Raw genomic sequence first — 26,663 nt, forward strand, 5'->3', positions numbered from 1 at the left:
TAAACGCGCGACCACAGCGAGGAGAGGCTCATGTGCCTGGCGGTACCCGGCAGAGTGCTGGACATCGAGGACCGGGACGGCACCCGGATGGCCACCGTCGACTTCGGCGGCGTGGTCAAGGAGGTGTGCCTGGAGTACCTGCCCGACCTCCGGGTCGGCGAGTACGCCATCGTCCACGTCGGGTTCGCCCTGCAACGGCTGGACGAGGAGTCGGCGCGGCAGACGCTCGAACTCTTCGCCGAACTCGGCATGTTGCAGGAGGAGTTCGGCGACGCCTGGGAGATGGCGGCGGCGGAGGCGGGCGTGGACCCGGTGGAAGAGGTGCGCAAGTAGTGAAGTACATCGACGAGTTCCAGGACCCGGAGCTGGCGCGTCGGCTCCTCGACGACATCCACGCCACGGTGACCAGGCCGTGGGCGCTGATGGAGGTGTGCGGAGGGCAGACGCACAGCATCATCCGCCACGGCATCGACCAGCTTCTGCCCAAGGAGGTCGAACTGATCCACGGGCCGGGCTGCCCCGTGTGCGTGACCCCGCTGGAGGTCATCGACAAGGCCCTGGAGATCGCCTCCCGACCGGAGGTGATCTTCTGTTCCTTCGGCGACATGCTGCGCGTGCCGGGCACGGGCCGGGACCTGTTCCAGGTCCGCGGGGAGGGCGGCGACGTGCGCGTCGTCTACTCGCCGCTCGACGCGCTGCGGATCGCGCAGCAGAACCCGGACCGCGAGGTGGTGTTCTTCGGCATCGGCTTCGAGACGACGGCGCCCCCCAACGCCATGACGGTCCATCAGGCCCGGAAGCTGGGCATCCCGAACTTCAGCATGCTGGTGTCCCATGTCCGCGTGCCGCCCGCCATCGAGGCGATCATGTCCTCGCCGAGCTGCCGGGTACAGGGCTTCCTCGCGGCCGGCCACGTCTGCAGCGTGATGGGCGTGGAGGAGTACCCGGAACTGGCGGAGCGCTTCCGCGTCCCGATCGTCGTGACGGGCTTCGAGCCACTGGACATCCTCGAAGGCGTGCGCCGGGCCGTCCGCCAGCTGGAACGCGGTGAGCACACCGTCGACAACGCCTACGCCCGTGCCGTCCGCCCGGAGGGCAACCCGGCCGCCCGGGCCATGCTGGAGGACGTCTTCGAGGCCACCGACCGGGCCTGGCGCGGCATCGGGGTGATCCCCGACAGCGGCTGGCGGCTGTCGTCGAAGTACCGCGACCACGACGCCGAGCACCGCTTCCCGGTCGGCGGAATCCGGACGGCCGAACCCGCCGAGTGCCGCAGCGGAGAAGTCCTCCAGGGGCTGCTCAAGCCGCACGAGTGCGAGGCCTTCGGTACTTTGTGCACCCCTCGCACCCCCCTGGGAGCCACCATGGTCTCCAGCGAGGGCGCCTGCGCGGCGTACTACCTCTACCGGCGTCTGGACATGCCCACGACCACGGCCCGGGAGGCGAGCCCCGTTGTCTGACACCACCGATCTCCCCGCCGCCGCCCTCGACATCGAGGCGTGGACCTGCCCGGCACCGGTGCGCGACCGGCCGCGCGTCGTCATGGGCCACGGCGGTGGCGGAGTCCTTTCCGCCGAGCTGGTCCAGCAGATCTTCGCGCCCGCCTTCGGGGGCGAAGTGCTCGCCCAGATGGGTGACGCCGCCGTCCTCTCCCTGGGCGGTGCCCGGCTGGCGTTCTCCACCGACTCCTACGTGGTGCGGCCGCTGTTCTTCCCCGGCGGCAGCATCGGCGACCTGGCGGTCAACGGCACCGTCAACGACCTCGCCATGAGCGGAGCCCGCGCCGCCTACCTCTCCTGCGGCTTCATCCTGGAGGAGGGCGTCGAGCTGGACGCGGTCACGCGGGTGTCCGAGGCGCTGGGGGCGGCCGCGCGCACCGCCGGTGTGGAGGTGGCCACCGGCGACACCAAGGTGGTGGAGGCAGGCCACGGCGACGGGATCTTCATCAACACGGCGGGCATCGGTCTCGTCCCGGCGGGCGTCGATCTGCGTCCTCAGCGGGTCGTCCCCGGCGACGTCGTGATCGTCAGCGGCGCCATCGGCGTCCACGGGGTGGCGATCATGAGCGTGCGCGAGGGCCTGGAATTCGGAGTGGAGATCAAGAGCGACTGCGCGGCGCTCGGCGGCCTCGTGGACGCCATGCTCGCCGTCACCCCGGACCTGCACGTGCTGCGCGATCCCACCCGAGGCGGCCTGGCGGCCTCGCTCAACGAGATCGCGGCGGCCTCCGGCACCGGGGTGGTCATCCGGGAACGCGACGTCCCGGTCCCGCCGGCCGTGGCCAACGCCTGCGCCATCCTCGGCCTGGACCCCATGTACATCGCCAACGAGGGCAAGCTGGTGGCCTTCGTCCCGCGCGAGCACGCCGACGCCGTCCTGGAGGCGATGCGAGCCCATCCGCTGGGCGCGGACTCCGTGATCATCGGTGAGGCCGTCGAGGCGCATCCCGGCATGGTCGTGGCCCGGACCGGCCTGGGGGGAACGCGGGTGGTCGATCTGCCGATCGGGGAGCAACTGCCCCGGATCTGCTGATCCGGGCCTCGCGTGTCGAGGAACCGGCCGTCCACGCGCCGAACGGACCGCTGACCGGTCGGCGCGTGGGCAGCGGGTCCTGCGGGTCGGGACCACGCCGGTCGTGGCAGAGGCGACCTTGGTGCCGCCGGGGCACTGGGGGCGGGCCCCCGCGCCCCCGGCCACCGGTGACGGCCTTCGCGAGCCTGCGCGATCTCTTCCTGGGACCGGCTGGCGAAGGCCACCACATATCGAACTTCGCCCTTGTTTCCGCAGGTCAGCGCTCTTCGGAACGGCTGGCGGTCAGAAAACCGCCGGCATCGGTCGGAGGGGTCGGTCAACCGTGGCACGGGACTGGCACCATGTCATGACTCCGTAGGACCTGCCGCCACGTGGTGCCGGCCGGGCAGGCCCGGAGTGCCTGGGATCGGCGTGGGAGCCGAGTGCCCGTCCAGGACCGCCGCGACATTGCGGGCGGCGAGATCCACCATGGCCGCACGAGTCGCCTCCGTCGCCGAACCGACGTGCGGCAGTACCACCAAGTGCGGCTCGGCGAAGAGCGGGTCGGAAGGATCCGTGCGCGGTTCGTCGGTCATCACGTCCAGTCCGGCCGAGTGCAGTTCCCCGCGGCGCAGCGCCACCAGCAGGGCGTCTTCGTCCACGACTCCGCCGCGACCGGTGTTGACCAATGTCGAGGTCGGTTTCATCAGAGCGAGTTCGGCGGCGCCGATCATGCTCTTGGTCTCTGCCGTCAGCGGGGTGTGCACGGACACCACGTCGCTGGTCCGCAGAAGTTCGTCGAACGGCACCCAGCGGGACAGTTCGTCGTCCTCCTTGCGCCGCGGGTGGTGGTGCTGCACGCGCATGCCGAAACCGGCGGCCCTTCGGGCGACGGCACGGGCGATCCGGCCGTAGCCGATCAGGCCGAGGGTGGCCCCGTGCACGTCGAGCCCCAGGAACGCGTCCATGCGGAAGGCGCCCCATGCGCCGCGGCGCAGCGCGTCCATGCCGGCGGGCAGGCGGCGCCTGGCCATGAGGATCAGCGCCATCGCCACGTCGGCGGTGGTGTCCGCGAGTACGTCGGGGGTGTGGGTGACGACGACGCCGCGCTCCACGGCGGCTGTCACGTCGACGCTGTCGTAGCCCATCGACGCAAGAGCGACGACCCGCAGGCCGGGGCCCGCCGCGTCGAGCAGTGTGGCGTCGACGCGGTCAGTGCCGAGGACGAGCAGGCCCTCGCAGCCCCGGACCAGCCCGGCCAGCTCGGCGGGTGCCGGCGGCGCGGCCTCCGGCCAGGCGGTGACATCGAAACGGGCGGCGAGTCGCCCGACGCCGTCTCCCGGAAGGCCGGTGCGGCTGACCACTACAAGGGGGCGGCGGGAGGGCGTGCCGGACATGGTGAACTCCGTTGCGGGTGAGGGGGCGGGGCTGGTGCCGGGGCGCGTGCGGCGTCGGCCGGATCCGGATGCCGCGTCAGGTTCCCTGCCCGCCGAAGTCCAGCAGCACCTTGCACGAGCGGGCGGGGTCGGCCGCGAGCTCGAACGCCTCCTGTACGTGGGCCACCGGCACCAAGGAGGTGACCACCGGCTCGACCGCGAGGCGGCCGTCGGCCAGTGCGCGGAGGACCTCGGTGAGCTCGTCGTCGAAGCGGAAGGAGCCGACGAGTCGCAGTTCCCGGGTGATCAGCGCGTTGGCGGCCACCGGAGTGTCTCCGGGCGGCAGCAGGCCGAGGCCCACCACGAGGCCGCCCCGGTCGACTCCGTACACGCAGGTGCGCAGCCCTGCCGGGCTGCCCGAGGACTCTATGGCGATGTCCGCGGCGAGTTCGTCCAGCCGGTCGGCGTCGGCGCCGACTCGTACGGCCGAGGTGGCGCCCACCTGCTTGGCGACGGCCAGCGGAGCCTCGTGCACGTCGGTCACGGTGATCTCGGCGGCACCGGCGGCCCGGAGTGCCGCCACGACGAGGCAGCCGATGGGCCCCGCTCCGGTGACCAGCACCCTCTTGCCGCGCACGTCGCCGGCCTGTCGTACGGCATGCCAGGCGACCGCGGCGGGCTCGGCCACCGCGGCCAGCCGCAGGTCGAGGCCCTCCGGCAGTGCGAGCACCCGCTCGGCGGGTACGACGAGGACGTCGGCGAAGCCGCCCTGTACATGGGGGTTCCTGGCGGCACTTCCCAAGTAGCCGGTGTCCAGGCAGGTGTTGCGTCGCCCGGCGAGGCACTGCCGGCACCTCCCGCAGGATGCCAGCGGGTGCACGGCCACCGGTGTCCCCGGCGGCGGCGCCTGGGTGCCGGGGCCCGCCTCGCGCACCCGGCCCACGATTTCGTGGCCGAGCACCAGGGGTTCGCGAAGCCGGAACTCACCCACCGCGCCGTGGCGCCAGTAGTGCAGGTCGGAGCCGCAGATGCCGCCGTACCGGATGTCGACCGCGACCTCGCCCGGGCCGGGCACCGGTACCGGGCGATCCTCCAGGCGGAGGTCGCCAGCGCCGTGCGCCACCACGGCCCGCATCGTCGCTGAGTCCATGTTCTCGTCCCGCTCTCTGCCGAACGCTTCGGCTGCTTCTGTCGGTTGCGTGCAGTGGATGGCAGTGGATGGCAGTGGGGGCGTGGACAGGGGGTCAGACGACCGCGGTCAGTCCGCCGTCGACGGCGATCACCTGACCGTTGACGAAGTCCGACGCCGGCGCCGCGAGCCACACCAGCGTGCCGACCAGGTCCTCGACCGTGGCCCAGCGTCCGGCCGGGGTGCGGCCCCGGATCCACGAGTCGAAGGCCGGGTCGTCCACCAGGGGCCGGGTCAGCTCGGTGACCACATAACCGGGGGCGAGCGCGTTGACGGTCAGTCCGGATCCGGCCCACTCCGCGCACATGCTGCGCGTCAGCATGGCCAGCCCGCCCTTGGAGGCCGCATAGGCGGCGATGCCGGGCCGGGCCAGCCAGGTCTGGACGGAGCAGATGTTGACGATCTTTCCGTGGCCGCGCTCGATCATCCCGACGGCCGCCGTGCGGCCGACCAGGAAGGCGCTCGTGAGGTTGGTGTGCAGCACCCGCTCGAAGTTCTCCGCGGAGACCTCCAGCATCGGCTCGCGGTGCTGCACGCCGGTGTTGTTGACGAGGATGTCCAGCGGGCCCAGGCCGTCCTCGATCTCCCGGACCGCCCGTTGCACGGCCCTGTCGTCGGTGACGTCGAAGGCCGCCGTGTGCACCTTGGCCCCGGTCTTCTCGGCCAGTTCCTGCCGGGCGCGCTCCAGCGCCCCGGCGTCGCGGCCGTTCAGGACGACTTCAGCGCCCGCTTCGGCCAGTCCGGTGGCGAGGGCGGCTCCGATGCCTTTGCTGGAGCCGGTCACCAGGGCGCGGCGGCCGGCGAGGTCGAACAGGGCGGGAGCCTTCACGGCCGTACCTCCAAGGGAGCGTAGTAGTGCATCAGCGCGGCGTTGTCGGCGTCGCCGTGGCCGGCTGCGGCGAGCCAGCGGTGCAGTTCGGCGACGGCGGTGGTGACCGGCAGTGGCACGCCCGCGGAGCGCGCGTGGTCGCGGGCGGAGTCGAGATCCTTGACCATGTTGCTGATCCGCCCGGTGGGGGAGAGGTCGGCCTCGGCGAACTTGACGAAGAACTCCTGCAGGAGTGCTGAGTCGGCCCTGCCTCCGGTGAGCGCGGTGAGCACCTGCCGGGACGGAAGGCCGGCCGCCCGCACCAGGGCGGCCGCCTCGGCGAGCGCGGCGAATCCGCAGCCGACCAGCACCTGGTTGACGGCCTTGACCAGCTGACCGGAACCGGCGGGGCCGAGGTGCGTCAGCCGGGACGCCAGAGCGCCGAGGACGGGGAGCGCGCGTTCGACGTGCTCCACCTCGCCACCGAGCATCAACGTCAGCTCGCCGCGCTTGACGGCCGGTGCGCCGCCCGACAGCGGGGCGTCGACCCAGCCGGCGCCCAACTTCGCGGCACGCTCGGCGAACTCGCGCGTGCGGCCGGGGTCGACGCTCGACATGTCGATCACCAGCACGCCGTCCGGAGCCGCGCTCAGGATCCCGCCCGGTCCGAAGACCGCCCGCTCCACGATCTCCGCGGTGTTGAGGGAGAGGATCACCACACCCGACGTGGAGAGCAGGGCGGGTGACTGCGCCGTGGCGGCCCCCTCCAGGGCGAGTTCCGCGACGGCCTCCGGCCGGATGTCGTAGACGCGTACCGCGCGCTCGCAGCCGAGCAGTCGTCGCGCGATGGCGGAGCCCATGACTCCGAGCCCGGCCACGCCGACCTCTGTATCTCCTGACACCTGACCTCCTGGACGAAATGCTGTACTGAAAACAGTATATTGGTCAATGGGTAGCGAGAAGGCAATGGATTCCGCTGGCATCTGTGTGAATCCACATGCTCGCGTACAGCATCTTGGCATCGGTTCCACATGCTGTTAGCGTCCCGACGTCTACAGAGCCGAAACGGAGACCGCCATGAACGAGGTCGGCGAGGTGGTGCTCGGCATCGACCTGGGCACCACCGCCACCAAGGTGGTCGCGGTGAACGCCGCTTACCGCCCGGTGTGGACCGTCGAACGCCCGGCCCCGCTGCGCGCGGGGCGGGACGGTGAAGCCGTCCACGACCCCGCGACCGTGCTCGCCGGGGCCGCCGACGCGGTGCGCGAGAGTGCGGAGCACTGCGCGCGACGGGGACTTACCGTGCGGGGGCTGTCCTTCAGCGCGGCCCTCCATACACTGCTCGCCCTCGATTCCTCCGGCGAACCGCTCACCCCCGCCCTGAGCTGGGCCGACACCCGGGCGGCCGACATCGCCCGGCGGCTGCGTTCCGAGCGCGGGGAGGCACTCCACCGGGCGACCGGCACACCCGTGCACCCCATGGCACCGGTGGCCAAGCTCGCCTGGTTCGCCGCGCACGAGCCGGACCTGTTCCGGCGCACGGCCGCCTGGTGCGGCATGAAGGACTACGTCCTGGCCCGGTTCACCGGCCGACTGGTCACCGACCTCTCGTGCGCCTCCGCGAGCGGGCTGCTGGACATCCACACCGCCGAATGGCACGGGCCCGCGCTGGAGGCCGCCGGAGTAGCGGGCGAACGACTTCCCGAACTCGTGTCGCCGACCACCGCCTTCCCGTTGTTGCCCGGGCCGGCCGCCGCGCTGGGCCTGCCCGCCGGACTGCCCGTGGTCGCCGGCGCCGGTGACGGACCGCTCGCCAACCTCGCCGTCGGTGCCACGGCCCCTGCCACCGCCGCGCTGTCCCTGGGCACCAGCGGCGCCCTCCGCGTCGTACGCGAGCGGCCGGGCGTGGACGACAGGTGCCGTGTGTTCTGCTATCACCTCGCCGACGGCCTGTGGGTGCTCGGCGGAGCGGTCAGCAACGCCGGAGTCGTCGCCCAGTGGGCCGCCGAGTCGTTCGGCGGCGTCGACGTAGCCGACCTGCTGAAGGAGGCCGCCGAGGTCGAGCCGGGTTCCGAGGGCCTGACCGCGTTGCCCCACCTCCTCGGCGAACGCGCCCCCTGGTGGGATCCCGATGCCCGCGGAGCCCTGATCGGACTGCGGCGCGGCCACGGCAGAGCCCACATGACCCGGGCCATGATCGAGGGCGTCGGACAGCAACTGGCGCTGGTTCGGGACTCGGTGGTCGCGGCAGGGGCCCCGATCGCCTCGGTGCGGGCCACGGGCGGAGCACTGCGGTCCTCGTTGTGGGCGGAGATCGTAGCGGCGGCGCTCGACATGCCGTTGGAGATCACCGACGACACGGCCGGCTCCGGATTCGGCGCCGCACTCCTCGGCTGGCGCGCACTCGGCGCCGTGCCCCACCTCTGCGCCCTGCCCGCCGATGTCTGGGCCCGTCCGCATCGCACCGTCTTCCCGGACCCGGTCGCCGTACGGAGGATGGCGCAGACCCGGCCATGGATGGAGCGGTGCTACGAGATGCTGCGGGACCTGTCCGCTCAGCACCGGCGCCCGTGAGCGGCCACGCTCACCTGCCGTCGGCGTGCTCACAGGCCCCACCTGCCCGGCCGACGCTGCGGGACAGGAGCGTGCGCCGCTCGACGCGTGACGGGCGCGGTGCCTGCGGCCCCCGCGTCCCGTCGCAGCCGCAACGCCTCCCATGCACAGGCCGGCGGCAGCGCGGCGAGCAACCCGAACGCCACGGTACAGAGCCGTGTCGGACCGGCCAGGCCGAGCTGTGAGGTGAGAGCTCCCGCCGCGCGCAGGGCCCAGGCGGCCAGGGTGACGCCCATCCCGCTCGCCGACCGGTGCACGGTGCTCGACAGGGCGTTGGCGTCCGCGGTCCGCTCCCGCCCGGTGTCGGCGAAGCCGATCGAGGCGTACGCGCTGAGCGGGACGGACCGGCACACGCCGCCCGCGAAGAGGACGGCGACCAGTGGTGCGCAGGACGGCCGGTGGCCCGACGGGCACCATCATGGCTCCGCCGATGTCCTGCACCACCCGCGCCACGACCAGCTCGGTGAGACCGTCGGCCGCCGCGCACAGCGCCGAGGCGACGGTGCACACCGCGATCGCCCAGGCGAAGACGCGCCGGCCGCCCCAACGGTCCGCGGCCCAGCCGCTCACGGGGAGGAACGCGGCCAGAGCCACCGGATAGGCGGTCACGGTGACACCGACGGCCTCAGGCCCGGTCCCGAAGGAAGCGGCCATCTCGGGGCGGCCGTGGAGATGATCGTGGCGTCCAGGTTCTCCATGAAGAATGCCCCGGCCACCAGCAGCGTCGGCCCGCGGCGCCTCCCCGTTCGCCCGTGACTCCCTCCGGTCCGAGGCCGGTTGATCGGACATGGCGGTCTGGCGGTGACCCGGCTTCAGGTCAGGCCGAGCCGGCGGAAACGGTCGGCGCGGCGTGCACGGCGTGCCCACCGAACTGCTGCCGCATCGCGGCGAGCGCCTTCAGCTGGGCTGCGTCCGGCTTGCGGGAGGCGAAGCGGGCGAAGAGCGCGGCGGTCATGGCGGGGGCGGACACCGCCAGGCGTACCGCCTCCTCGACCGTCCAGCGGCCCTCGCCGGAGTCGTCGACCCGGCCGGAGAGGCCGGCCAGGCCCGAGTCCTGTTCCAGGGCGCGGACGAGGAGGTCGAGCAGCCAGGAGCGTACGACCGTGCCGTGCCGCCAGGAGGCGAGCACCTTCGGAACGTCGGGGACGTACTCGCTGGCCTCCAGCAGTTCGTAGCCCTCGGCGAGGGCCTGCATCATGCCGTACTCGATGCCGTTGTGAACCATCTTGGCGTAGTGGCCGGCGCCCACCGGGCCGGCGTGGCAGATGCCGTCCTGTTCCGGGGCGAGCGATTCCAGCAGCGGCCAGACGCGCCGGACGTGCTCGTCCGCGCCGCCGCACATCACCCCGTAGCCGTTCTCCCGGCCCCAGACGCCGCCGCTGACACCGCAGTCGACGTAGCCGACGCCGTGCTCGGCGAGCATCCGGGCGTGCTCGGTGTCGTCGGTGAAGCGCGAGTTGCCGCCCTCGACCACCACGTCGCCCGGAGACAACAGGTCGGCCAGCTGCCGGAGCGCCTGGCGCGTGGGGTCACCGGCCGGGAGCATCAACCAGAGCACGCGGGGGGCGGCGAGCTTGCCGACCAGTTCCTCCAGGGAGTTCACGTCACGGTCCGGCGAGGTGCGGCTGTAGCCGATCACCTCGTGGCCGCGGTCGCGCCAGCGAGCCGCCATGTTGCCGCCCATGCGTCCGAGACCGACGATTCCTGTCTGCATTTGCTCAGTCCTTCGAGGTGTGGTGCGGGTGGGAGGGACTGTTGTCCTCACGCAACAGTCGGAGGACGACGCTGTTGTCCAGGCCGCCGAGCCCCCGGTCGTCGATCGCCGCGTACAGGCGGGCGACGGAGGTGGACAGCGGCAGCTCGACGTGTGCGTCCGCGGCGCTGTCCAGGACGAAGCCGAGGTCCTTGTTGAGGTAGCGGGCGGGGCCGGAGGGGGTGAAGTCGCTGTCGGCGAGGTGGTGGCGCTTCTGGGCGAGAACCTCCGAGGAGGCGAGACCGCCGGCCAACACCTCCAGCAGGGCCGCCGGGGCGAGTCCGCCGTGTTCGCCGAGCACGACGGCCTCGGCGAGCGCCACCAGGGTTGCGGCGACGACGAGTTGGTTGCATGCCTTGGCGAGCGATCCGGCTCCCGTGTCGCCCATGCGGCGGACGGTCGAGCCCATGGCGGTCAGGTACGGGCGGACGCGTTCGACGGCGTCCTCCGTTCCGCCCGCCATGATCGACAGGGTGCCGTCGCGGGCGCCGGTCACGCCACCGCTGACGGGAGCGTCGATGACGGTGACGCCGTGGGGACGAAGTTCCTGGGCCAGGGCGCGCACGGCGACGGGGGAGACGGTGCCCATCACGACGAGGGTGTCCATCGCCTGGGCCGTCGCGGCCGGGTCCAGCCCCGCGAGCAGTCCGTCCTCGCCGGCCGACACGTCCCGGACCTGAGGCAGATCCGGGAGCATGGTGACGACGGTGCGGGCGCCGGCCGCGACCTCGGCGGGACGGTCGGCCGCACGGCAGCCGGCGGCGACGGCGGCGTCGAGCGGGGCGCGGCCCCGGTTCCAGACCAGGACGTCGAAGCCCGCCTTCGCGAGGTTGGCCGCCATCGGCAGGCCCATCGCGCCGAGCCCGACGAAGCCGACCGTCTCGGACCGGGGAGACGGCGAGCTCACGGGGTCACCACCGCCGGCGCGTGGTGCCCCGTATCCGCCGCGAGGGCACCCAGCCGCTCGGAGAGGCCCGCGTGACCGAGCACGTCCCGGTTGACGACGAAGCGCGGCAGCCGGCCGATTGCCACGTCAAGGACGGCCCGGACCGCGCTCCCGCCGTTCCCCGCGGACATCTCGTCGGTCCAGGCGATGCTGTGCGGACTGAGGACGACGTTGTCCATGCCGAGCAGAGGGTTGTCGGCGCCGGGAGGCTCGGACTCGAAGACGTCCAGTCCGGCGCCGCGGATGCGGCCGGCGCGCAGCGCGTCGATCAGCGCCGCCTCGTCCACGATCGGCCCGCGGGCGACGTTGACAAGCACGCCCGAGGGCTTCATCAGGGACAGTCGCCGGGCGTCCACGAGGTGATGGGTCTCCTCGGTCAGCACGCACATCACGATCACCGCGTCGGCCTCGGCCATCACCGTGTCGGCGTCGGCGAGACGCACGCCGAGTTCCCGGGCGGTTTCCTCCGGGCAGTAGGGGTCGTAGGCGATGACCTCGGTGTCGAACGGTCGCAGCAGCCCGACCAGGTCACGGGCGGTGTTGCCGAGCCCGAGCAGTCCGACCTTGCGGCCGGTGAGCCCGAGCCCCATCCACTGCTCCCTCTCGGACCAGCGTCCCTGACGTACCAGCCGGTCCTTGGCGGTGACGTTGTGCAGGACGGCCAGCAGCATGGTGAGGGCGGCGGTGGAGACGGGGCGTCGGGCGCCGTCCGGGGTGATGGTGACCAGGGCGCCGTGGCGCGTGCAGGCGTCGAGGTCGACGGCGTCGTAGCCGACACCGAAGCGGGCGAAGAGAAGCGGGGGCCGGGTGACGCCGTCGAAGGTGCGGGCGGTGACGGCGGGGGCGGCGAACAGGACGGCGTCCAGGCCGGCGATGTCCGGGGCGAGGAGTTCGTCGGTGTCACGCGGGAGGTAGTGCCAGCTGATTCCGGCGGCGTCCAGCTCGCTGAGCCGGATGTCGCCCCATACGTTGTTCCCGTCCGCGTCGAGGAAGTCGCGGCTGACCCCGACGGTGAACCGGCCGTCGGCCGGCTGGAAGTTCCTCATCACAGCACCGCGACCGGGTTGACGGGCGAGCCCGTGCCACCGGGAACGTTCAGCGGTGCCACGACGAGCAGGAACTCGTAGCGGCCTTCTGTCGCGCAGGCGGTGGACAACGCCTCCAGGTCGAGATTGTCCAGCAGCGGTACGCCCATGGCGGTGATGGCGAGGGCGTGCACGGGCGAGTGGAGTCCGTCGACGGGGGAGGGCCGTACGTCGCTGTCGCCGTCGCCGCCGAGCAGGGAGATCCCGCGCTCGGCGAGAAGGGGAACGGCGTCGACATGGAAGCCGGCGCTGGCGTTGTCGGGGTTCCAGGCGCCGAGCTCGGCGCGGCGGCGGAAGTGACCGGAGCGCAGCAGCACCGCGTCGCCCTCGGCGATGGTCACGCCGAGCGCCTTCTCCGCGGCGACGACGTCCTCGGCGTGCACGGCGGTGCCGGGCTCGAGCCAGTCGGTGCCGAGGACGGCGGGCAGATCGATCAGAACGCCCTTGGTGATGAGGGGACCGAGGGCGGAGACGGCGCCGAAGTGGGCGCCGGCGGCGTCGACGACCTCGCGGGCGGTGTGACCGTCGTAGAGCTGACCGCGATAGGCGATGTGGGAGAGCGCGTCGAGGTGGCTGACGCCCTTGCCGTGGTAGTCGACGGCGATGAAGTCCTTGTGGCAGGAGGGCTCCGGGGCCTCGACGTCGCCGAGGTCGGACATGTAGTGCAGAGCGGGCTTGCCGTTGTCGGGGCCGGGCACCGTGTTCCAGGGCAGGGCCATGGGGACGGTGGTGCCGCTGCGGACGAGGGCGGTGGCACGCTGGACGTGGGCGGGGGTGACCCGGTTCCACGCGCCGCGGTCGGCGGGGGTCCAGCGGCCCCATGTCCGTACGGCGTCGAAGAGGGAGTCGAACTCCTCGCGCGACAGGCGAGGGCCGTTGTCGGGAAGGGGAGGAGACGGGGAAGGGGTTGGGCTGCTGGTCATGAGCTGCTCAGCGCTCCAAGGCTCGGAGGGTGTCGTCGGCCGGCCCGGAAGGCACGCTACGGTCGGGAGTCTCGGCGAATCTCGATGGCAAAGCGCGCGGCGACGGCATTGTCGTTCGGTGACAGACGAGGGACAATAACAACATGCTGAACGACGTACAGAATGATGGGTGGAAACGACGGTGAGCGCAAGCGACCCGGGAAGCCTCGTCCCGGCGGTGACCCGAGCGGTGGCGATCCTCGACGTGCTCGGCGAGGCGGAGGGCCGACCCCTGTCGGTGAGTGACATCGCGCGTGCCCTGGGGCTGCCGAAGTCCTCGACGGGGAACCTCTGCGCCTCCCTGGAGGCGGCGGGCATGATCACGCGCAACGGCACGGGCTTCGGCCTCGGGCGCAAGCTGGTGGAACTCGGCGGCCGCTATCTGTCCACGGTCGACCAGTTGCGCGACTTCTACGAGCTGTGCCGGCGCAGTGCGCACATCTCGCGCGAGACCGCCCGGGTGGCCGTCCTGGACGGCCTGGACGTGCTCTACCTGGCCCGATACGACGGCACTCAGCCGCTGCGGCTCACCGCCAACATCGGTGACCGCTTTCCCGCGAACTGCACGGCGACCGGGAAGGCCATCCTGTCGACTCTGGATCCGGCGGTGGCGGAGGACCGACTGCGCGGTCGCACACTGCCCGCGCTCAGCGGGCGGTCCATCACCTCGGTGCCGGCGCTGCTGGAAGACCTGGCGGCGACCCGTGAGCGTGGCTACGCGATCGACGACGAGGAGGCCACGGCGGGCGTCCTGTGCCTGTCCGTGCCGGTCACCGGATTCCGTACCGACTCGGCCCCCTTCGCGATCAGCGTCACCGTGCTCAAGGCGCGACTCGACGACGAGTTCCGCGGCGCGCTGCTGAAGGATCTGCGCGCCATCGCGGCAGGGCTGGAGAACCCCATGCTTCCGCAAGGACGGTCCGCGGGCGGCGCATGAGGTGACGTGGGCGCCCCGGCCGGACAGGGGGCTGCGGGTGATCGCTGCAACGGCGGCCGTACGGAACTTCTCCGTACGGCCGCCGTAACTTTGGAGCAACATATGTCGACGGGAGTATTGACCAGCATGCTGTGATGAGTTCAGGATTCTGGTCGAGCCGATGGATCGGTCCTCGGCCTGCAGATCCCCCGGAGAAGTCCGTGAACGACGCTCCCGACGACACAGCCCCCAGTTCTCCGTCGCCCGACGGGCACGCGGCCTCCCGCCCCCTGGTGACGATCCGCGGACTGCGCAAGCGGTTCGGCGGCACCCTCGCCCTCGCCGATGTGGACCTCGACATCCAGGCAGGCAGTGTTCTCGCCCTGTTGGGACACAATGGTGCCGGAAAATCTACACTTATCAAGATCCTTGCCGGCGTCTATCGCGCCGACGAAGGCCAGGTCACCGTCGCCGGTCACCCGCTCGGCTCCGGCGCCGCGTCCACCGAGATGTCCTTCATCCACCAGGACCTGGGCCTGGTGGAGTGGATGACGGTGGCCGAGAACGTCGCTCTGGGCACCGGCTACCCCCGCCGCGCCGGGCTCGTGTCCTGGCGGCAGGTGCGCCGGCGCTGTACCGAGGCCCTGGAGATAGTCGCCGGTCACCTCGACCCGGACGCGGCCGTCGCCGACCTCACCCGCGCCGAACGCTCCCTCGTCGCCATCGCCCGCGCACTGGCCACCCGCGCCCGCCTCATCGTCCTCGACGAACCGACGGCCAGCCTCCCCGCCGCGGACTGCGCGCGGCTCTTCGACGTCCTGCACACCCTGCGCGACCGCGGTCACGCCATCGTCTACGTCAGCCACCGCCTCGACGAGGTCTACCAGGTGGCCGACCGCTTCGCCGTCCTGCGCGACGGCCACCTCATCAGCCAGGGCATCCTCGCCGACCACGGCCCCGACCGGATCGTGCACGACATCGTCGGGCACGAGCCGGAGAGCCACCGCCCGTCTGCTTCCCGGAACACGGGCGCCCCCGCCTCCACCGTGCTGCGCCTGACGGGCGTCACCGCCGAGGGCACCGGTCCCGTCGAGCTGGAACTGCGCGCCGGGGAAGTCCTCGGCATGGTCGGTCTCACCGGAGCCGGCCACATGGATCTGGGCCGCGCTCTCGCCGGAGCCCGGCCCCTCACCGGCGGCGAGGTCCTGCTCGACGGCAGGCCGTACCACCCCCACTCGGTCGCCGCGGCCGTCGACGCGGGCATCGGCTTCGTCACCAGCAACCGCCAGGAGGAGGGCTGCGCCCTCGAACTCACCGTGCGGGAGAACTTCCTGGCCAACCCCCGCGCAGACGCCCGCGCCCCCTGGCGCTGGATCAGCCCGGGGCGGGAACGCGCCGAGGCCAGGTCGCTCGTCGAGCGGTTCGGCGTGCGCCCCGCCGACTCCGAGGCGCCGATCGCCACACTCTCCGGCGGCAACCAGCAGAAGATCATGATCGGCCGCTGGCTACGCCTGAGCCGCCGCGTGGTGATCCTCGAGGAGCCGACCGCCGGCGTCGACGTCGGCGCCAAGGCCGAGATCTACCGGCTCCTGGACGACGCCCTTGCCGAAGGGCTCGCCGTCCTGCTCATATCCACCGACTTCGAGGAGGTCGCTGACGTCTGCCACCGCGCCCTGGTCTTCGTCCGAGGCGGCGTCACGGCGGAACTGTCCGGCGAAGCCCTCACCGTCACCGAACTCACCCATGCCGCGTCGGCCATGCCGGCGCTGACCGGAACGGGCAACCACTGATGGCCACCGAGACCCATTTCTCCCGCCGAGCCCAGCGGTCCACGACCGGTGTCGACGACAAAGCGCCCAAGCGTGGGCGTACGACCGGCACCACTCCGACCGGACCGTCCCGCGGCAGGGGCGGCGGCCGTCTGCGCGGTCACCTCATCGGCACCTACGGCCTGCTCACCCTCACCGTCCTGCTCTTCCTCGTCTTCTCCCTCGCCCTGCCGGACACCTTCCCGACCCTCGACAACATCTCGTCGATCCTGTCCAACCAGTCGATCCCGGCCATGCTCGCCCTCGGCGCGATGATCCCCATCGTCACCGGCAAGTTCGACCTCTCCGTCGGCTACGGCCTCGGCCTCGCCCACGTGTTGACGATGCAGCTCATCGTCAACAACGGCTGGCCCTGGCCCATGGCCTGCCTCGTCGTCATCGTCGGCGGCGGCGTCATAGGCGTGTTCAACGGACTGCTCGTCGAGTTCGCCAAGATCGACTCGTTCATCGCCACCCTCGGCACCGGCAGCGTGTTGTACGCCTGCACCGGATGGATCACCGACGGCGCGCGCATCGTCCCCGGCCCGACCGGACTGCCCCCGGCCTTCACGGACCTGTACGACTCGAAGTTCCTCGGCCTGCCCGTACCCGCCTTCTACGTCCTCGGCCTCGCCGTCGTCCTCTGGCTGCTGCTGGAACGCCTGCCGCTCGGCCGCTACCTGTACGTCATCGGCTCCAACGCCCGCGCCGCGGACCTGGTCGGCATCCCCACCCGCCGCTACGGCATCTACGCCTTCGCGGGCTCCGGGATCGTGGTCGGCTTTGCCGGGGTCCTGCTCGCCGCCCAGCAACAGATCGGCAACCCCAGCGTCGGCATGGACTACCTGCTGCCCGCCTTCGTCGGCGCGCTGCTCGGCTCCACCGCCATCAAGCCAGGGCGCGCCAACGCCGCCGGCACCGTCGTCGCCGTCGCCATCCTCGCCATCGGCCTCGCCGGCATCCAGCAGCTCGGAGCCGAGTTCTGGGCCACCTCCCTGTTCAACGGCGGCACCCTCCTCCTCGCCGTCGGCCTGGCCGGCTACTCCGCCCGCCGCCGTCTGCGCGCCGGTGCCACCGCCACTCGCACGTCGCTGTCCGAACCGTCGGCGTCCGCCGCGCCGGCCGCCTCCGTGCAGACCTCCGTCGCCGCCTCGGAATCCGCGCCCCCGCCGCCGTCCACGACAACGGACTAGATCCACAGAGCCGCCCCGTCACAGCCGAGGCGGCCCGTCGTCCGGACGCCATCCACCTCGATGAGCCGGCCGCCTTCCCACCCTCCCCGTACGTCAGCAAGGAGCCCGTCCGTGTCGTACCACCACACCCGCAAAGCACCCCTGAGAGCTGTGGCAGCACTCGCCGTGGTCACCGCGTTCGCCGCAGGCTGCACTCGAGGTTCGGAGGCCGGCACCGCCGGCGCCGTCGCCGACACGAAGGCCGGCTGCCCCGCCGTCCTCGCCACGGCCAAGACCGCGGTCAAGGCGGCCGAGGACGTCAACGCTCCCTGGGACGGCCCGACCACCGGCCCCAAGGCGGTCCCCGGCAGGACCATCGTCTACGTCGCCCAGAGCATGACCAATCCGGGAGTCGCCGGCGCCGCCGACGGAGTCAAGGAAGCCGCCAAGGCCATCGGCTGGACCGTACGGATCATTGACGGCCAGGGCACCCCGGCCGGCATCCAGGCCGCGCTCAGCCAGGCCGTCGCCGTCAAGCCGGACGGGATCGTGCTCTCCGGCTTCGACCCCAAGTCGACCGCACAGCAGGTCGCCCAGGCCAACGCCGCCGGCATCCCGCTCATCGGCTGGCACGCCGTTGACGCCCCCGGCCCCAGCACGGACCCCAAACTCTTCAGCAACGTCACCACCAAGGTGCAGGACGTCGCCAGGATCAGCGCCGACTGGATCATCAGCCAGTCCAACGGCCGGGCGGGCGTGGTGGTCTTCACCGACGCGTCCATACCCTTCGCCAAGGGCAAGTCGGACCTGATCGAGAAGGAGCTCGCCACCTGCTCCGACGTCAAGGTCCTGACCACGTCCAACATCCCCATCGCGGACGCCAGCAACCGCACGCCCCAGGAGGTGTCCGCGCTGCTGTCCCGCTTCGGCACCAAGTGGACCAGCTCGGTGGCCATCAACGACCTCTACTTCGCCGACGCCGCCCCAGCACTTCGGGCAGCGGGCAAGCAGGGCAACGGAGCCCCCTTCAACATCGGCGCGGGCGACGGAGACCCGTCCGCCTTCCAGCGCGTCAACAGCAAGCAGTTCCAGTCGGCGACGGTTCCCGAGCCGCTGTCCGAGCAGGGCTGGCAGATGATCGACGAGTTCAACCGCGCCTTCGCCGACAAGCCCGCGAGCGGCTATGTCGCCCCGGTCCACATCGCCACGGCCGACAACAGCGGCGGCAAGTCCTCCTGGGACCCCAGCGGGTACCGCGAGGCGTACCGGAAGCTCTGGGGGAAGTGACCGAAGCGACCCGGGCCACACGGTCGACCTGAGCCCCACCGCAGGCTGCCCCTCCTGCTCTCCCCGGCGGGAGGGGCATCGCCGCGCCCACTCTCCCCCTCGCCGTTCCTCGTCCCCTCGCACATCCTGGAGTTCGTCCGTGAACCCGTCCCCGCCCGTGGACGCATCCTGCCCCACCCCCGTCGCCACCTTCGAGTGGACCGAGTCGGACCAGCGGGCCGTGGACACCGCCCGCGTCCTGGCCGCCGATGCCGTACAGAAGGTCGGCAACGGCCATCCGGGTACGGCGATGAGCCTGGCGCCTGCCGCGTACACCCTCTTCCAGAAGGTGATGCGGCACGACCCGGCGGACGCCGACTGGGTGGGCCGCGACCGGTTCGTGCTGTCCGCGGGCCACTCGTCCCTGACCCTCTACACCCAGCTGTACCTGGCCGGCTTCGGCCTGGAGCTGGAGGACCTGAAGTCGTTCCGCACGTGGGGTTCGAAGACGCCGGGTCACCCGGAGTACGGCCACACCACGGGCGTCGAGACGACGACCGGCCCGCTCGGCCAGGGTGTCGCCAACGCGGTGGGCATGGCGATGGCCGCCCGTTACGAGCGCGGTCTGTTCGACCCGGAGGCCCCGGCCGGCGAGTCGCCGTTCGACCACTTCGTCTACGCGATCGCCGGTGACGGCTGTCTTCAGGAGGGCATCTCCGCGGAGGCGTCCTCGCTGGCCGGTCACCAGAAGCTCGGCAACCTGATCCTGCTGTGGGACGACAACCACATCTCGATCGAGGGCGACACCGAGACGGCCGTCTCCGAGGACACCGCCAAGCGCTACGAGGCGTACGGCTGGCACGTGCAGCGGGTGGAGCCCAAGGAGAACGGCGACCTCGACCCGGCCGCACTGCACGCGGCCGTCAAGGCGGCCGAGGCGGAGACCGAGCGTCCCTCCTTCATCGCGATGCGCTCGATCATCGCCTGGCCCGCCCCGCACGCGCAGAACACCGAGGCCGCGCACGGCTCCGCGCTCGGCGAGGAGGAGGTCGCCGCCACGAAGCGCGTGCTGGGTTTCGACCCGGAAGAGACGTTCGCGGTGACGGACGAGGTCCTCGCACACACCCGCGCGTTGGGGGAGCGGGGCCGGGAAGCACGTACCGCCTGGGACAAGGCAATGGCCGCATGGCGTACCGCCAACCCTGAGCGGGCCGCCGAGTTCGACCGGATCGCCGCGGGCGAGCTGCCGGCCGGCTGGGAGGAGCAGCTCCCGGTCTTCGAGCCCGGCAAGTCCGTCGCCACGCGTGCCGCGTCCGGCAAGGTGCTCCAGTCGCTCGGCGCGGTGATCCCGGAGCTGTGGGGCGGCTCCGCCGACCTCGCGGGCTCGAACAACACCACGATCGACAAGACGTCGTCGTTCCTCCCGGCGGACAACCCGCTGCCGGAGGCCGACCCCTACGGGCGCACGATCCACTTCGGTATCCGCGAGCACTCCATGGCCGCGGAGATGAACGGCATCGCCCTGCACGGCAACACCCGTATCTACGGCGGCACCTTCCTGGTGTTCTCCGACTACATGCGCAACGCCGTGCGTCTGTCCGCCCTCATGCACCTGCCGGTGACGTACGTGTGGACGCACGACTCCATCGGTCTCGGCGAGGACGGCCCCACCCACCAGCCCGTCGAGCACCTCGCCTCGCTGCGCGCCATCCCCGGCCTGAACATCGTCCGTCCCGCCGACGCCAACGAGACCGCGATCGCCTGGCGCGAGATCCTCAGGCGCTGGACGAAGGTCTTCGGCAAGGGCGCCCCGCACGGTCTGGCCCTCACCCGCCAGGGCGTGCCGACGTACGAGCCCGACGAGGACGCCGCCAAGGGCGGTTACGTCCTGCTCGAGGCCTCCACGGGGACGCCCGAGGTGATCCTCATCGCCACCGGTTCCGAGGTGCACGTGGCCGTCGAGGCACGCGAGCGGCTGGAGGCCGACGGGGTGCCGACGCGAGTCGTGTCCATGCCTTGCGTCGAGTGGTTCGAGGAACAGGGCCGTGGTTACCGGGACAGCGTCCTGCCGCCGGAGGTGAGGGCACGCGTCGCGGTCGAGGCGGGCATCGGTCTCACCTGGCACAAGTACGTCGGGGACGCCGGACGTGTCGTCTCCCTGGAGCATTTCGGCGCTTCCGGTGACGCACAGGTTCTCTTCCGCGAGTTCGGTCTCACCGCCGACGCCGTGGTCGCCGCCGCCCGGGAATCCCTCCTGCCCGAGACCATCGGAGACGCGCCTGCCATGAGTGACGAACCGCTCCAGCACCTCGCCGACGAAGGCGTGGCGATCTGGCTGGACGACCTGTCGCGCAAGCGGATCACGTCCGGCAACCTGACCCAACTCGTGGAGAAGCGGCACGTGGTGGGCGTCACCACCAACCCCACGATCTTCCAGCAGGCGATCGGCGACGGGAGCGACTACGCCGACCAGATCCACGACATGGCCTTGCGGGGGGTGACGGTCTCCGAGGCCGTCCGAATGATCACCGCGGCGGACGTCCGCGACGCCGCCGACATCCTGCGTCCGGTCTTCGAGAACACCGGCGGGCGGGACGGGTGGGTCTCCCTCGAGGTCGACCCCCGCCTCGCACACGGCACGGAAGCGACCATCGCCGAGGCCAGGCACCTCGCCTGGCTGGTGGACCGTCCGAACACGCTCATCAAGATCCCGGCGACCAGGGCGGGTCTGCCGGCGATCACCGAGGTCATCGGCAACGGCATCAGCGTCAACGTCACGCTGATCTTCTCGCTGGAACGCCACCGCGCCGTCATGGACGCCTACCTGGCAGGCCTGGAGAAGGCCAGGGAGCGAGGATTGGACCTCTCCGAGATCCACTCGGTGGCCTCGTTCTTCGTCTCCCGCGTCGACTCCGAGATCGACAAGAGGCTGGACGCCTTGGGCACTCCGGAAGCCAAAGCGCTGCGCGGCAAGGCCGGCGTCGCCAACGCCCGCCTCGCCTACCAGGCGTATGAGGAGGTGTTCGGCTCCGCCGACGGATCGACGCCGCCCTCCGTCCGCTGGGCGGCGCTGGAGCGGCTTCATGCCAACAAGCAGCGCCCGCTGTGGGCCTCGACGGGCGTCAAGGACCCCGCCTACCCGGACACCCTCTACGTCACCGAACTGGTCGCACCCGGCGTCGTCAACACCATGCCCGAGGCCACGCTGGAAGCCACTGCCGACCACGGCGAGGTCAAGGGCGATTCCATCACCGGCACCTACGAGCAGGCCCGAGCCCACCTCGACACCGTGGAGAGGCTGGGTATCTCGTACGTCGGGGTCGTACAGGCCCTGGAGACCGAGGGAATCCAGAAGTTCCAGCAGTCCTGGGACAGCCTGTTGAGCGCGGTCCGCGGTGCCCGTCCGCATCGCGACGGCTCTGGAACCTAGTGCCGTGACAGGCGACGTTCGCCCCGTCGCGACGCCCGGCACGCTCTCCCACTGCCTCAAAGGCGTGGGAGGTGCCCCCACTCGCCGCACCGGCCGAAGACCCAAGTACCCGACCTCCGCACTCGCGTCAGGCCATCGCCTCTACGCGGATCGGAACCCTCCTCCTGGTTGATCCGAGAAGTCTGATTCGCGCGGACGAGGTTGCTGCCATGGCGGCCTGACCAGACCCGTCTCGTAGGCGAACACGACGGCCTGGACGCGGCCACGGGCGCCGATCTTGGCCAGAATGCTGCTGATGTGGGTCTTGACCGTGGTCGGCGCTATCGACAACCGCTCGGCGATCTCCGTGTTGCTCCAGCCGGAGGCGAGAGCGGCAAGCACTTCGGTTTCGCGTTCGGTGAGGCAGGACAGCCTCCGTCTTCGGTCGAGGCTGTCGGTGGAGTCCCGTTCACGGACGGCCTCGATGAGGGCGCGCGTGAGACGAGGAGACAGGACCGAGCCGCCCAGCGCGACGATGTGGAGGGCTGCGGCCAGTTCCTCGGGGAGGGCGTCCTTGAGCAGGAGCCCGCCGGCGCCCGCGCGCAGGGTGGCATAGGCGTACTCGTCGCCGTCGGAGGGGATCAGCACCAGCACCCGCGGGGGGATCCCGCTCGCCGGGTCGGTGCGAGGCACCTCGGCATGGCTGTCGGGTCGGGCGATGCGGCGTATGGCCTGAACGCGGTCGACGTCTGTTCGGCCCATGTCCATGAGGACGACTTCGGGTCGGAGAGCGGCGGCGGCTCGGACCGCCTGGGCGCAGTCGGTCGCCTCGCCCACGACCGTGAGGTCGGGCTGGGATTCCAGGAACATTCGCAGGCCGAGACGTTGCAGAGCCTGGTCGTTGACGATGAGTACGGTGGTCATGCGGGCGTTTCTCCCGGCGGACCGGGCCCTGAGGCCTTCGGCCGCCATGTTCGGAGCGGGGCGGAGCACGGAGGTGAGGACCCGGCCGCGGATCGTGATGTGTTCCGGATCGCCGCCGGGCCCTTCCTCGCACCGGGCGCCTGTCCCCACGGGCGGCCGGTGCGAACCGGGTGCGCGCTCCGCTCGAGCACACGCGCCCGGAGTCGCGGGTGCGTGAGGGACGTGGATTCGGCGGGCTGCCCGACGGTGGCCCGAGGCTCACGTCCCGGTGTGGTGTCCTCAGTTCTTCATGGCGCTCAGGACGGCGGTGGCCATGCCTCGTTCACCGTGTTCGTTGGGGTGGACGACGGCTGCCGGGCTGCTGGGCCGGAGGGGTTCGATCCAGCGGGTGTCCGCCGGGGAGCAGGCGTCGTGTCCGGTGGACGGGGCGAAGGTGTCGACGTACGTCGCTCCGGCGGCCCGTGCGCGTTCGCTGAGCATGGTGTTGAGCTCCTGTTGCTTCTGGCGCAAGAAGGTGACGTCGCCGGGGGCGAGGGGGACGCTGCCGCCGCAGTGGGTGCCGTCGGCAGGCAGGATCGCGGGGTAGCCGACGACGTAGACCCTGGCCTCGGGCGCCCGGCGTTCGATCTCGGTCAGAGCCTCGGTGAGTCGGTCGCCCGTGGCGCGTATCTTCTGGGCCACGTCGTCGGTGCCGTCGGAGGTGTACTTCTCCTTGCACGGTGCCCTGTCGGTGATGTCCGTGATTCTGTCGGCCAGCTTGAAGAGCGTTCCTGTGGTGACGCACTTGGTGATCATCGAGCTGAAACCGATGTCGTTGCCGCCGATGCCGAGGGTGACCAGCGTTGTGGTGGCAGAAAGAGCTGAGAGCTGCGCGGGGTTGGTGCCGTTGTCGGTGGACTGTGCGGCGGTGAGGTCGGCGATGGTGGCGCCGCTGCAGCTGACGTCACGGAAGTCGGCCGCCTTGATGCCGAGTTCCTGTGTGACGAGGGACGGGTAGTTGCGTCCGGAGCGGTCGCAGCCGACCGGATCGCCGGTCTGGGGAGGGATCTTGGGGCCCGAGGTGTACGAGTCGCCGAGGGCGACGTAGGGCCCCTCGAGCGGTGCCGGCGCCGGAGCCGCCGCCTTTGTCTGTGCCTTTTCCTTGTCGCCGTCGCCGTCGCCGTCGCCGTCGCCGTCGCCGTCGCCGTCGCCGTCGCCGTCGCCGTCGCCGTCGCCGTCGCCGTCGCCGTCGCCGTCGCCGTCGCCGTCGCCGTCGCCGTCGCCGTCGCCGTCGCCGTCGCCGTCGCCGTCGCCGTCGCCGTCGCCGTCGCCGTCGCCGTCCGAGTTCTGTCCGATGCTGACGGCGGTGACCAGTACCCCGCACGCCAGGGCCACGCCCATGCCGGTTCGTGCCAGTGATCCCATTGCTGTGTCCTGTTTCTTCGTCGTGGATGCTCGACTGCGGTGCTGCCGAGGTGGTCGGGCTTCGGGGACGTAGCGGTGAACACGGGGCGGGGAGTCGGGCGAGCGGGGCGGGGCCGGTAGGGGGTCAGGACGGGCGTACGAGTCCGGTGTCGTAGGCGAAGATCACGGCCTGGACGCGGTCGCGGGCGTCGATCTTGGTGAGGATGCGGCCGATGTGGGATTTGACAGTGGATTCGGCCAGATGAAGTCGCTCGGCGATCTCCCCGTTCGTCCAGCCGGTCGCCATGGCGGTGAGGACCTCGCGTTCGCGCTGGCTGAGGTCGTCGAGTCGGCGCTGCTGCTGGGGGGTGTGGCCGGGGAGGCGGTCGCTGAAGGTGTCGATGAGCTTGCGGGTGAGGCCGGGGGAGATGACGGCGTCGCCCGCGGCCACCGCCCGGACGCCGGCCACGAGTTCTTCGGGCAGGGCGTCCTTGAGCAGGAAGCCGCTGGCTCCGGCGCGCAGGGCATCGTAGGCGTACTCGTCGAGGTCGAAGGTGGTGAGCACCAGGACGCGGGAGCGGTCGCCGGACTCCACGATGCGGCGGGTGGCCTCGATGCCGTCCATGCCGGGCATCCGGACGTCCATCAGGACGACGTCGGGCCGGAGCTCGGCCGTCATGCGGACCGCTTCGCCGCCGTTGGTGGCCTCGCCGACGACGGTGATGTCGGGCTGGGCCTCCAGGAGCATGCTGAAGCCCATGCGCTGCAGGGCCTGGTCGTCGACGATGAGGACTGTGGTCATGAGCGGTGCTTCTCCGGGGAGTGGGAGGGCGGGTCGGGGATGAGGAGCGCGCGGACGGTCCAGCCGCCCTGGGAGTTGGGGCCTGCGGTGACGGTGCCCTGGTAGAGAGCGGCACGTTCCCGCATGCCGACCAGGCCACGGCGGCCGCCCGAGCGGCGACGGCCTGTCGCGGCGGAGCGGGGCGGGCCCGTGTCCTCCACGGTGACACGAACGGCGTCCGGGCCGGCCGCGACGGACACGCGGACCGAGGTGTCGGAGCCGGCGTACTTGACGGTGTTGGTCAGGGCCTCCTGGACGATGCGGTAGACGGAGAGCTGGAGCCCTGAGGACAGGCCGGTGAGGTCGCCCTGGGCGTCCAGGGCGACGGTGGGGCCGGCCGCGCGGACGCGGTCCAGCAGTGGCTCGAGGTCGTTCAGACCCGGCTGCGGGGCGAGCGGCGCCGCGTCCGCCCGGTCGTTGTCCTCGCCGATGACGGCGAGCAGGCGGCGCAGTTCGGCCAGGGCGTCGCGTCCGCTGGAGCTGATGATGCGGAGTGTCTGGGCGCCGCGTTCCGGTTTCGTCTCGGCGAGGGCGGCGGCGCCGTCGGCGAGGCCGACGATGACGGAGAGGGTGTGGCCGAGGATGTCGTGCATCTCGCGGGAGACGCGGGCGCGTTCCTGCGCGGTGGCGAGGCGGGCCTGCTGGTCGCGTTCCTTCTTCAGGGCGTCGATGTAGGCGCCGGCCAGCCGGCTCAGCAGACCGAGCGCTGCGAACGCCGCCATCGCGGTCATCGCCAACAGGGTCACGACCTCCGGCCGTGTGGCGTACTCCAGCTGGCGCCCGCTGAACACGGCCGCCCACGCGACGAGCTGCGCGGTGGTGACACCGACGGCGAGGGCCAGTTGGCGCGGCGTGCAGTGGCGGCCGACGTTGAAGAGGGCCACCACGCGTGCGGACTCGGCGCCGGTCAACACCCCCAGGGGAAGGGCCACCACGGACACGGCGGTGGTGAAGGCGAAGACGAGCATGGGCCGGCGCTCCCGCCACAGGAGCGGGACGGCGAAGGCGACGATGAGTGCCAACTGCGCCGGGATGTCGCCGGTGTTGTAGGGGTTGAGGGGGGAGCTGAGACCGAGCGCGGCGCAGATGACCGGAACACCCCAGTGCCGGACCTTGGGGTGGGCCTGGTCGGCCCGCCGCAGCGCGGCCAGCCGATAGGCGACCGAGGCGATCACCGAATCGCTCGCCAGGGCCTCCAGGGTCCGGTCGTCGTCCGGGCGGGGAGCGGGGGCGCTCGGTACGGTCACGGGGGAGTCCTTCGCGGGTCGGGGGCCGCCCGCCGGTCCCGGGGGATTGGACCGGCGGGCGGGGCTGGGGAGTCGGCCGGTGGGAGGTGGCCGTTCCGGTTGGCGATCGGGCGGTGGTCGGCAGCTGCCGCTGCCACTCGTTCCTGTCAGCGCTTGCGGAACATCTTCTTCCGTATCCCCTTGATCGTGCTGGCCTTCGACTCGGTCGTGTCGGCGGTCGGGGTGGAGTCACCGCCGCGTGCGAGACGCTGCTTGAACTTGGACGGTCCCAGCTTCTTGTTGCGGAGCCTTGCACGACGGCTCGGTGTCTCCGTGTCGCCGGGGCTGTCGACGCCGGTGAAGCCGCTGCCCGAGGCCGCGTGGAACCCGGCGTCCGTGTCCGCGGGGGTCTCGGCGCCGTGGTTGTCCGCGCCGCGCTGCCTGAGCCCGGACAGTCCCCGGGGCCTGCCGTGGT

The 26,663-nt window shown here is 71.5% G+C and carries 22 protein-coding genes and 1 pseudogene; 9 read left to right on the forward strand and 14 right to left on the reverse strand.

Annotated elements, in window-relative coordinates:
* Positions 1 to 30: 30 nt before the first annotated feature.
* Genes OG289_RS44920 through hypE form a run of 3 tightly spaced genes read left to right on the forward strand, consistent with a single transcriptional unit; the run spans position 31 to position 2,532 of the window.
* Positions 31 to 333 carry a HypC/HybG/HupF family hydrogenase formation chaperone gene (locus tag OG289_RS44920; protein WP_327319778.1) on the forward strand — a complete coding sequence of 101 codons (303 nt, stop codon included), beginning with the start codon at positions 31 to 33 and terminating at the stop codon, positions 331 to 333.
* On the forward strand, positions 333 to 1,460 hold the full coding sequence (hypD, locus tag OG289_RS44925) for a hydrogenase formation protein HypD (RefSeq protein WP_327319779.1): 1,128 nt from the start codon (positions 333 to 335) through the stop codon (positions 1,458 to 1,460). Before OG289_RS44920 ends, hypD begins: the two co-directional genes overlap by 1 nt.
* Positions 1,453 to 2,532, forward strand: a complete 1,080-nt coding sequence (hypE, locus tag OG289_RS44930; RefSeq protein ID WP_327319780.1) for a hydrogenase expression/formation protein HypE — start codon at positions 1,453 to 1,455, stop codon at positions 2,530 to 2,532. Before hypD ends, hypE begins: the two co-directional genes overlap by 8 nt.
* A gap of 344 nt (positions 2,533 to 2,876) precedes the next feature.
* Here the strand turns inward: hypE and OG289_RS44935 are convergent, their stop codons facing one another.
* From OG289_RS44935 to OG289_RS44950, 4 genes are all read right to left on the reverse strand, one after another.
* Positions 2,877 to 3,908 carry a 2-hydroxyacid dehydrogenase gene (locus tag OG289_RS44935; protein WP_327319781.1) on the reverse strand — a complete coding sequence of 344 codons (1,032 nt, stop codon included), beginning with the start codon at positions 3,906 to 3,908 and terminating at the stop codon, positions 2,877 to 2,879.
* A gap of 76 nt (positions 3,909 to 3,984) precedes the next feature.
* Entirely contained in the window at positions 3,985 to 5,037 is a 1,053-nt protein-coding gene (locus OG289_RS44940) for an L-idonate 5-dehydrogenase (protein WP_327319782.1), read from the reverse strand.
* Between the two features lie 94 nt (positions 5,038 to 5,131).
* The gene (locus tag OG289_RS44945) at positions 5,132 to 5,905 is read right to left on the reverse strand and encodes an SDR family oxidoreductase (protein WP_327319783.1); all 774 of its coding nucleotides are present in this window, start codon (positions 5,903 to 5,905) and stop codon (positions 5,132 to 5,134) included.
* A complete protein-coding gene (locus OG289_RS44950; RefSeq protein ID WP_327319784.1) occupies positions 5,902 to 6,786 on the reverse strand; it encodes an NAD(P)-dependent oxidoreductase in 885 nt (294 codons plus the stop codon). Before OG289_RS44950 ends, OG289_RS44945 begins: the two co-directional genes overlap by 4 nt.
* 175 nt (positions 6,787 to 6,961) lie before the next feature.
* On the opposite strand from OG289_RS44950, the gene OG289_RS44955 reads away from it, so the two are divergent.
* Positions 6,962 to 8,458, forward strand: a complete 1,497-nt coding sequence (locus OG289_RS44955) for a gluconokinase (protein WP_327319785.1) — start codon at positions 6,962 to 6,964, stop codon at positions 8,456 to 8,458.
* Between the two features lie 29 nt (positions 8,459 to 8,487).
* Here OG289_RS44955 and OG289_RS44960 read toward each other — a convergent pair whose 3' ends face one another.
* From OG289_RS44960 to OG289_RS44985, 6 genes and pseudogenes are all read right to left on the reverse strand, one after another.
* The gene (locus OG289_RS44960; RefSeq protein WP_327319786.1) at positions 8,488 to 8,850 is read right to left on the reverse strand and encodes a hypothetical protein; all 363 of its coding nucleotides are present in this window, start codon (positions 8,848 to 8,850) and stop codon (positions 8,488 to 8,490) included.
* A 79-nt stretch (positions 8,851 to 8,929) separates the two neighbouring features.
* Positions 8,930 to 9,286: pseudogene (locus OG289_RS49890) on the reverse strand (MFS transporter); the annotation flags it as partial.
* 28 nt (positions 9,287 to 9,314) lie between these two features.
* Positions 9,315 to 10,211: a phosphogluconate dehydrogenase (NAD(+)-dependent, decarboxylating) gene (gene gnd / locus OG289_RS44970; RefSeq protein WP_327319788.1), complete on the reverse strand. Its 897-nt coding sequence runs from the start codon at positions 10,209 to 10,211 to the stop codon at positions 9,315 to 9,317.
* Positions 10,212 to 10,215: 4 nt separating this feature from the next.
* The gene (locus tag OG289_RS44975) at positions 10,216 to 11,157 is read right to left on the reverse strand and encodes an NAD(P)-dependent oxidoreductase (protein ID WP_327319789.1); all 942 of its coding nucleotides are present in this window, start codon (positions 11,155 to 11,157) and stop codon (positions 10,216 to 10,218) included.
* Positions 11,154 to 12,242 carry an NAD(P)-dependent oxidoreductase gene (locus OG289_RS44980; protein ID WP_327319790.1) on the reverse strand — a complete coding sequence of 363 codons (1,089 nt, stop codon included), beginning with the start codon at positions 12,240 to 12,242 and terminating at the stop codon, positions 11,154 to 11,156. Before OG289_RS44980 ends, OG289_RS44975 begins: the two co-directional genes overlap by 4 nt.
* On the reverse strand, positions 12,242 to 13,204 hold the full coding sequence (locus OG289_RS44985) for a cyclase family protein (protein WP_327319791.1): 963 nt from the start codon (positions 13,202 to 13,204) through the stop codon (positions 12,242 to 12,244). The genes OG289_RS44980 and OG289_RS44985 overlap by 1 nt, the downstream gene beginning before the upstream one ends.
* Positions 13,205 to 13,385: 181 nt before the next feature.
* Between OG289_RS44985 and OG289_RS44990 the strand changes: the two genes are divergently transcribed.
* The 5 genes from OG289_RS44990 (at position 13,386) to tkt (ending at position 21,835) form a co-directional block, all read left to right on the forward strand.
* Positions 13,386 to 14,180, forward strand: a complete 795-nt coding sequence (locus OG289_RS44990; protein WP_327319792.1) for an IclR family transcriptional regulator — start codon at positions 13,386 to 13,388, stop codon at positions 14,178 to 14,180.
* A gap of 200 nt (positions 14,181 to 14,380) precedes the next feature.
* The gene (locus tag OG289_RS44995; RefSeq protein WP_327319793.1) at positions 14,381 to 15,949 is read left to right on the forward strand and encodes a sugar ABC transporter ATP-binding protein; all 1,569 of its coding nucleotides are present in this window, start codon (positions 14,381 to 14,383) and stop codon (positions 15,947 to 15,949) included.
* Entirely contained in the window at positions 15,949 to 17,160 is a 1,212-nt protein-coding gene (locus tag OG289_RS45000; RefSeq protein WP_327319794.1) for an ABC transporter permease, read from the forward strand. Before OG289_RS44995 ends, OG289_RS45000 begins: the two co-directional genes overlap by 1 nt.
* A 150-nt stretch (positions 17,161 to 17,310) precedes the next feature.
* Positions 17,311 to 18,426 carry a substrate-binding domain-containing protein gene (locus OG289_RS45005; RefSeq protein ID WP_327320991.1) on the forward strand — a complete coding sequence of 372 codons (1,116 nt, stop codon included), beginning with the start codon at positions 17,311 to 17,313 and terminating at the stop codon, positions 18,424 to 18,426.
* A gap of 157 nt (positions 18,427 to 18,583) precedes the next feature.
* Entirely contained in the window at positions 18,584 to 21,835 is a 3,252-nt protein-coding gene (gene tkt / locus OG289_RS45010; RefSeq protein ID WP_327320992.1) for a transketolase, read from the forward strand.
* 141 nt (positions 21,836 to 21,976) lie between these two features.
* Here tkt and OG289_RS45015 read toward each other — a convergent pair whose 3' ends face one another.
* From OG289_RS45015 to OG289_RS45030, 4 genes are all read right to left on the reverse strand, one after another.
* On the reverse strand, positions 21,977 to 22,738 hold the full coding sequence (locus OG289_RS45015) for a response regulator transcription factor (protein ID WP_327319795.1): 762 nt from the start codon (positions 22,736 to 22,738) through the stop codon (positions 21,977 to 21,979).
* Between the two features lie 279 nt (positions 22,739 to 23,017).
* Positions 23,018 to 24,142, reverse strand: a complete 1,125-nt coding sequence (locus tag OG289_RS45020; protein ID WP_327319796.1) for an SGNH/GDSL hydrolase family protein — start codon at positions 24,140 to 24,142, stop codon at positions 23,018 to 23,020.
* A 124-nt stretch (positions 24,143 to 24,266) separates the two neighbouring features.
* Positions 24,267 to 24,923, reverse strand: a complete 657-nt coding sequence (locus OG289_RS45025; protein ID WP_327319797.1) for a response regulator transcription factor — start codon at positions 24,921 to 24,923, stop codon at positions 24,267 to 24,269.
* Positions 24,920 to 26,209, reverse strand: coding sequence for a sensor histidine kinase (locus OG289_RS45030; RefSeq protein WP_327319798.1), 1,290 nt, complete (start codon positions 26,207 to 26,209; stop codon positions 24,920 to 24,922). Before OG289_RS45030 ends, OG289_RS45025 begins: the two co-directional genes overlap by 4 nt.
* Positions 26,210 to 26,663 lie beyond the last annotated feature (454 nt).

Source organism: Streptomyces sp. NBC_01235 (assembly GCF_035989285.1).
GTDB lineage: Bacteria > Actinomycetota > Actinomycetes > Streptomycetales > Streptomycetaceae > Streptomyces.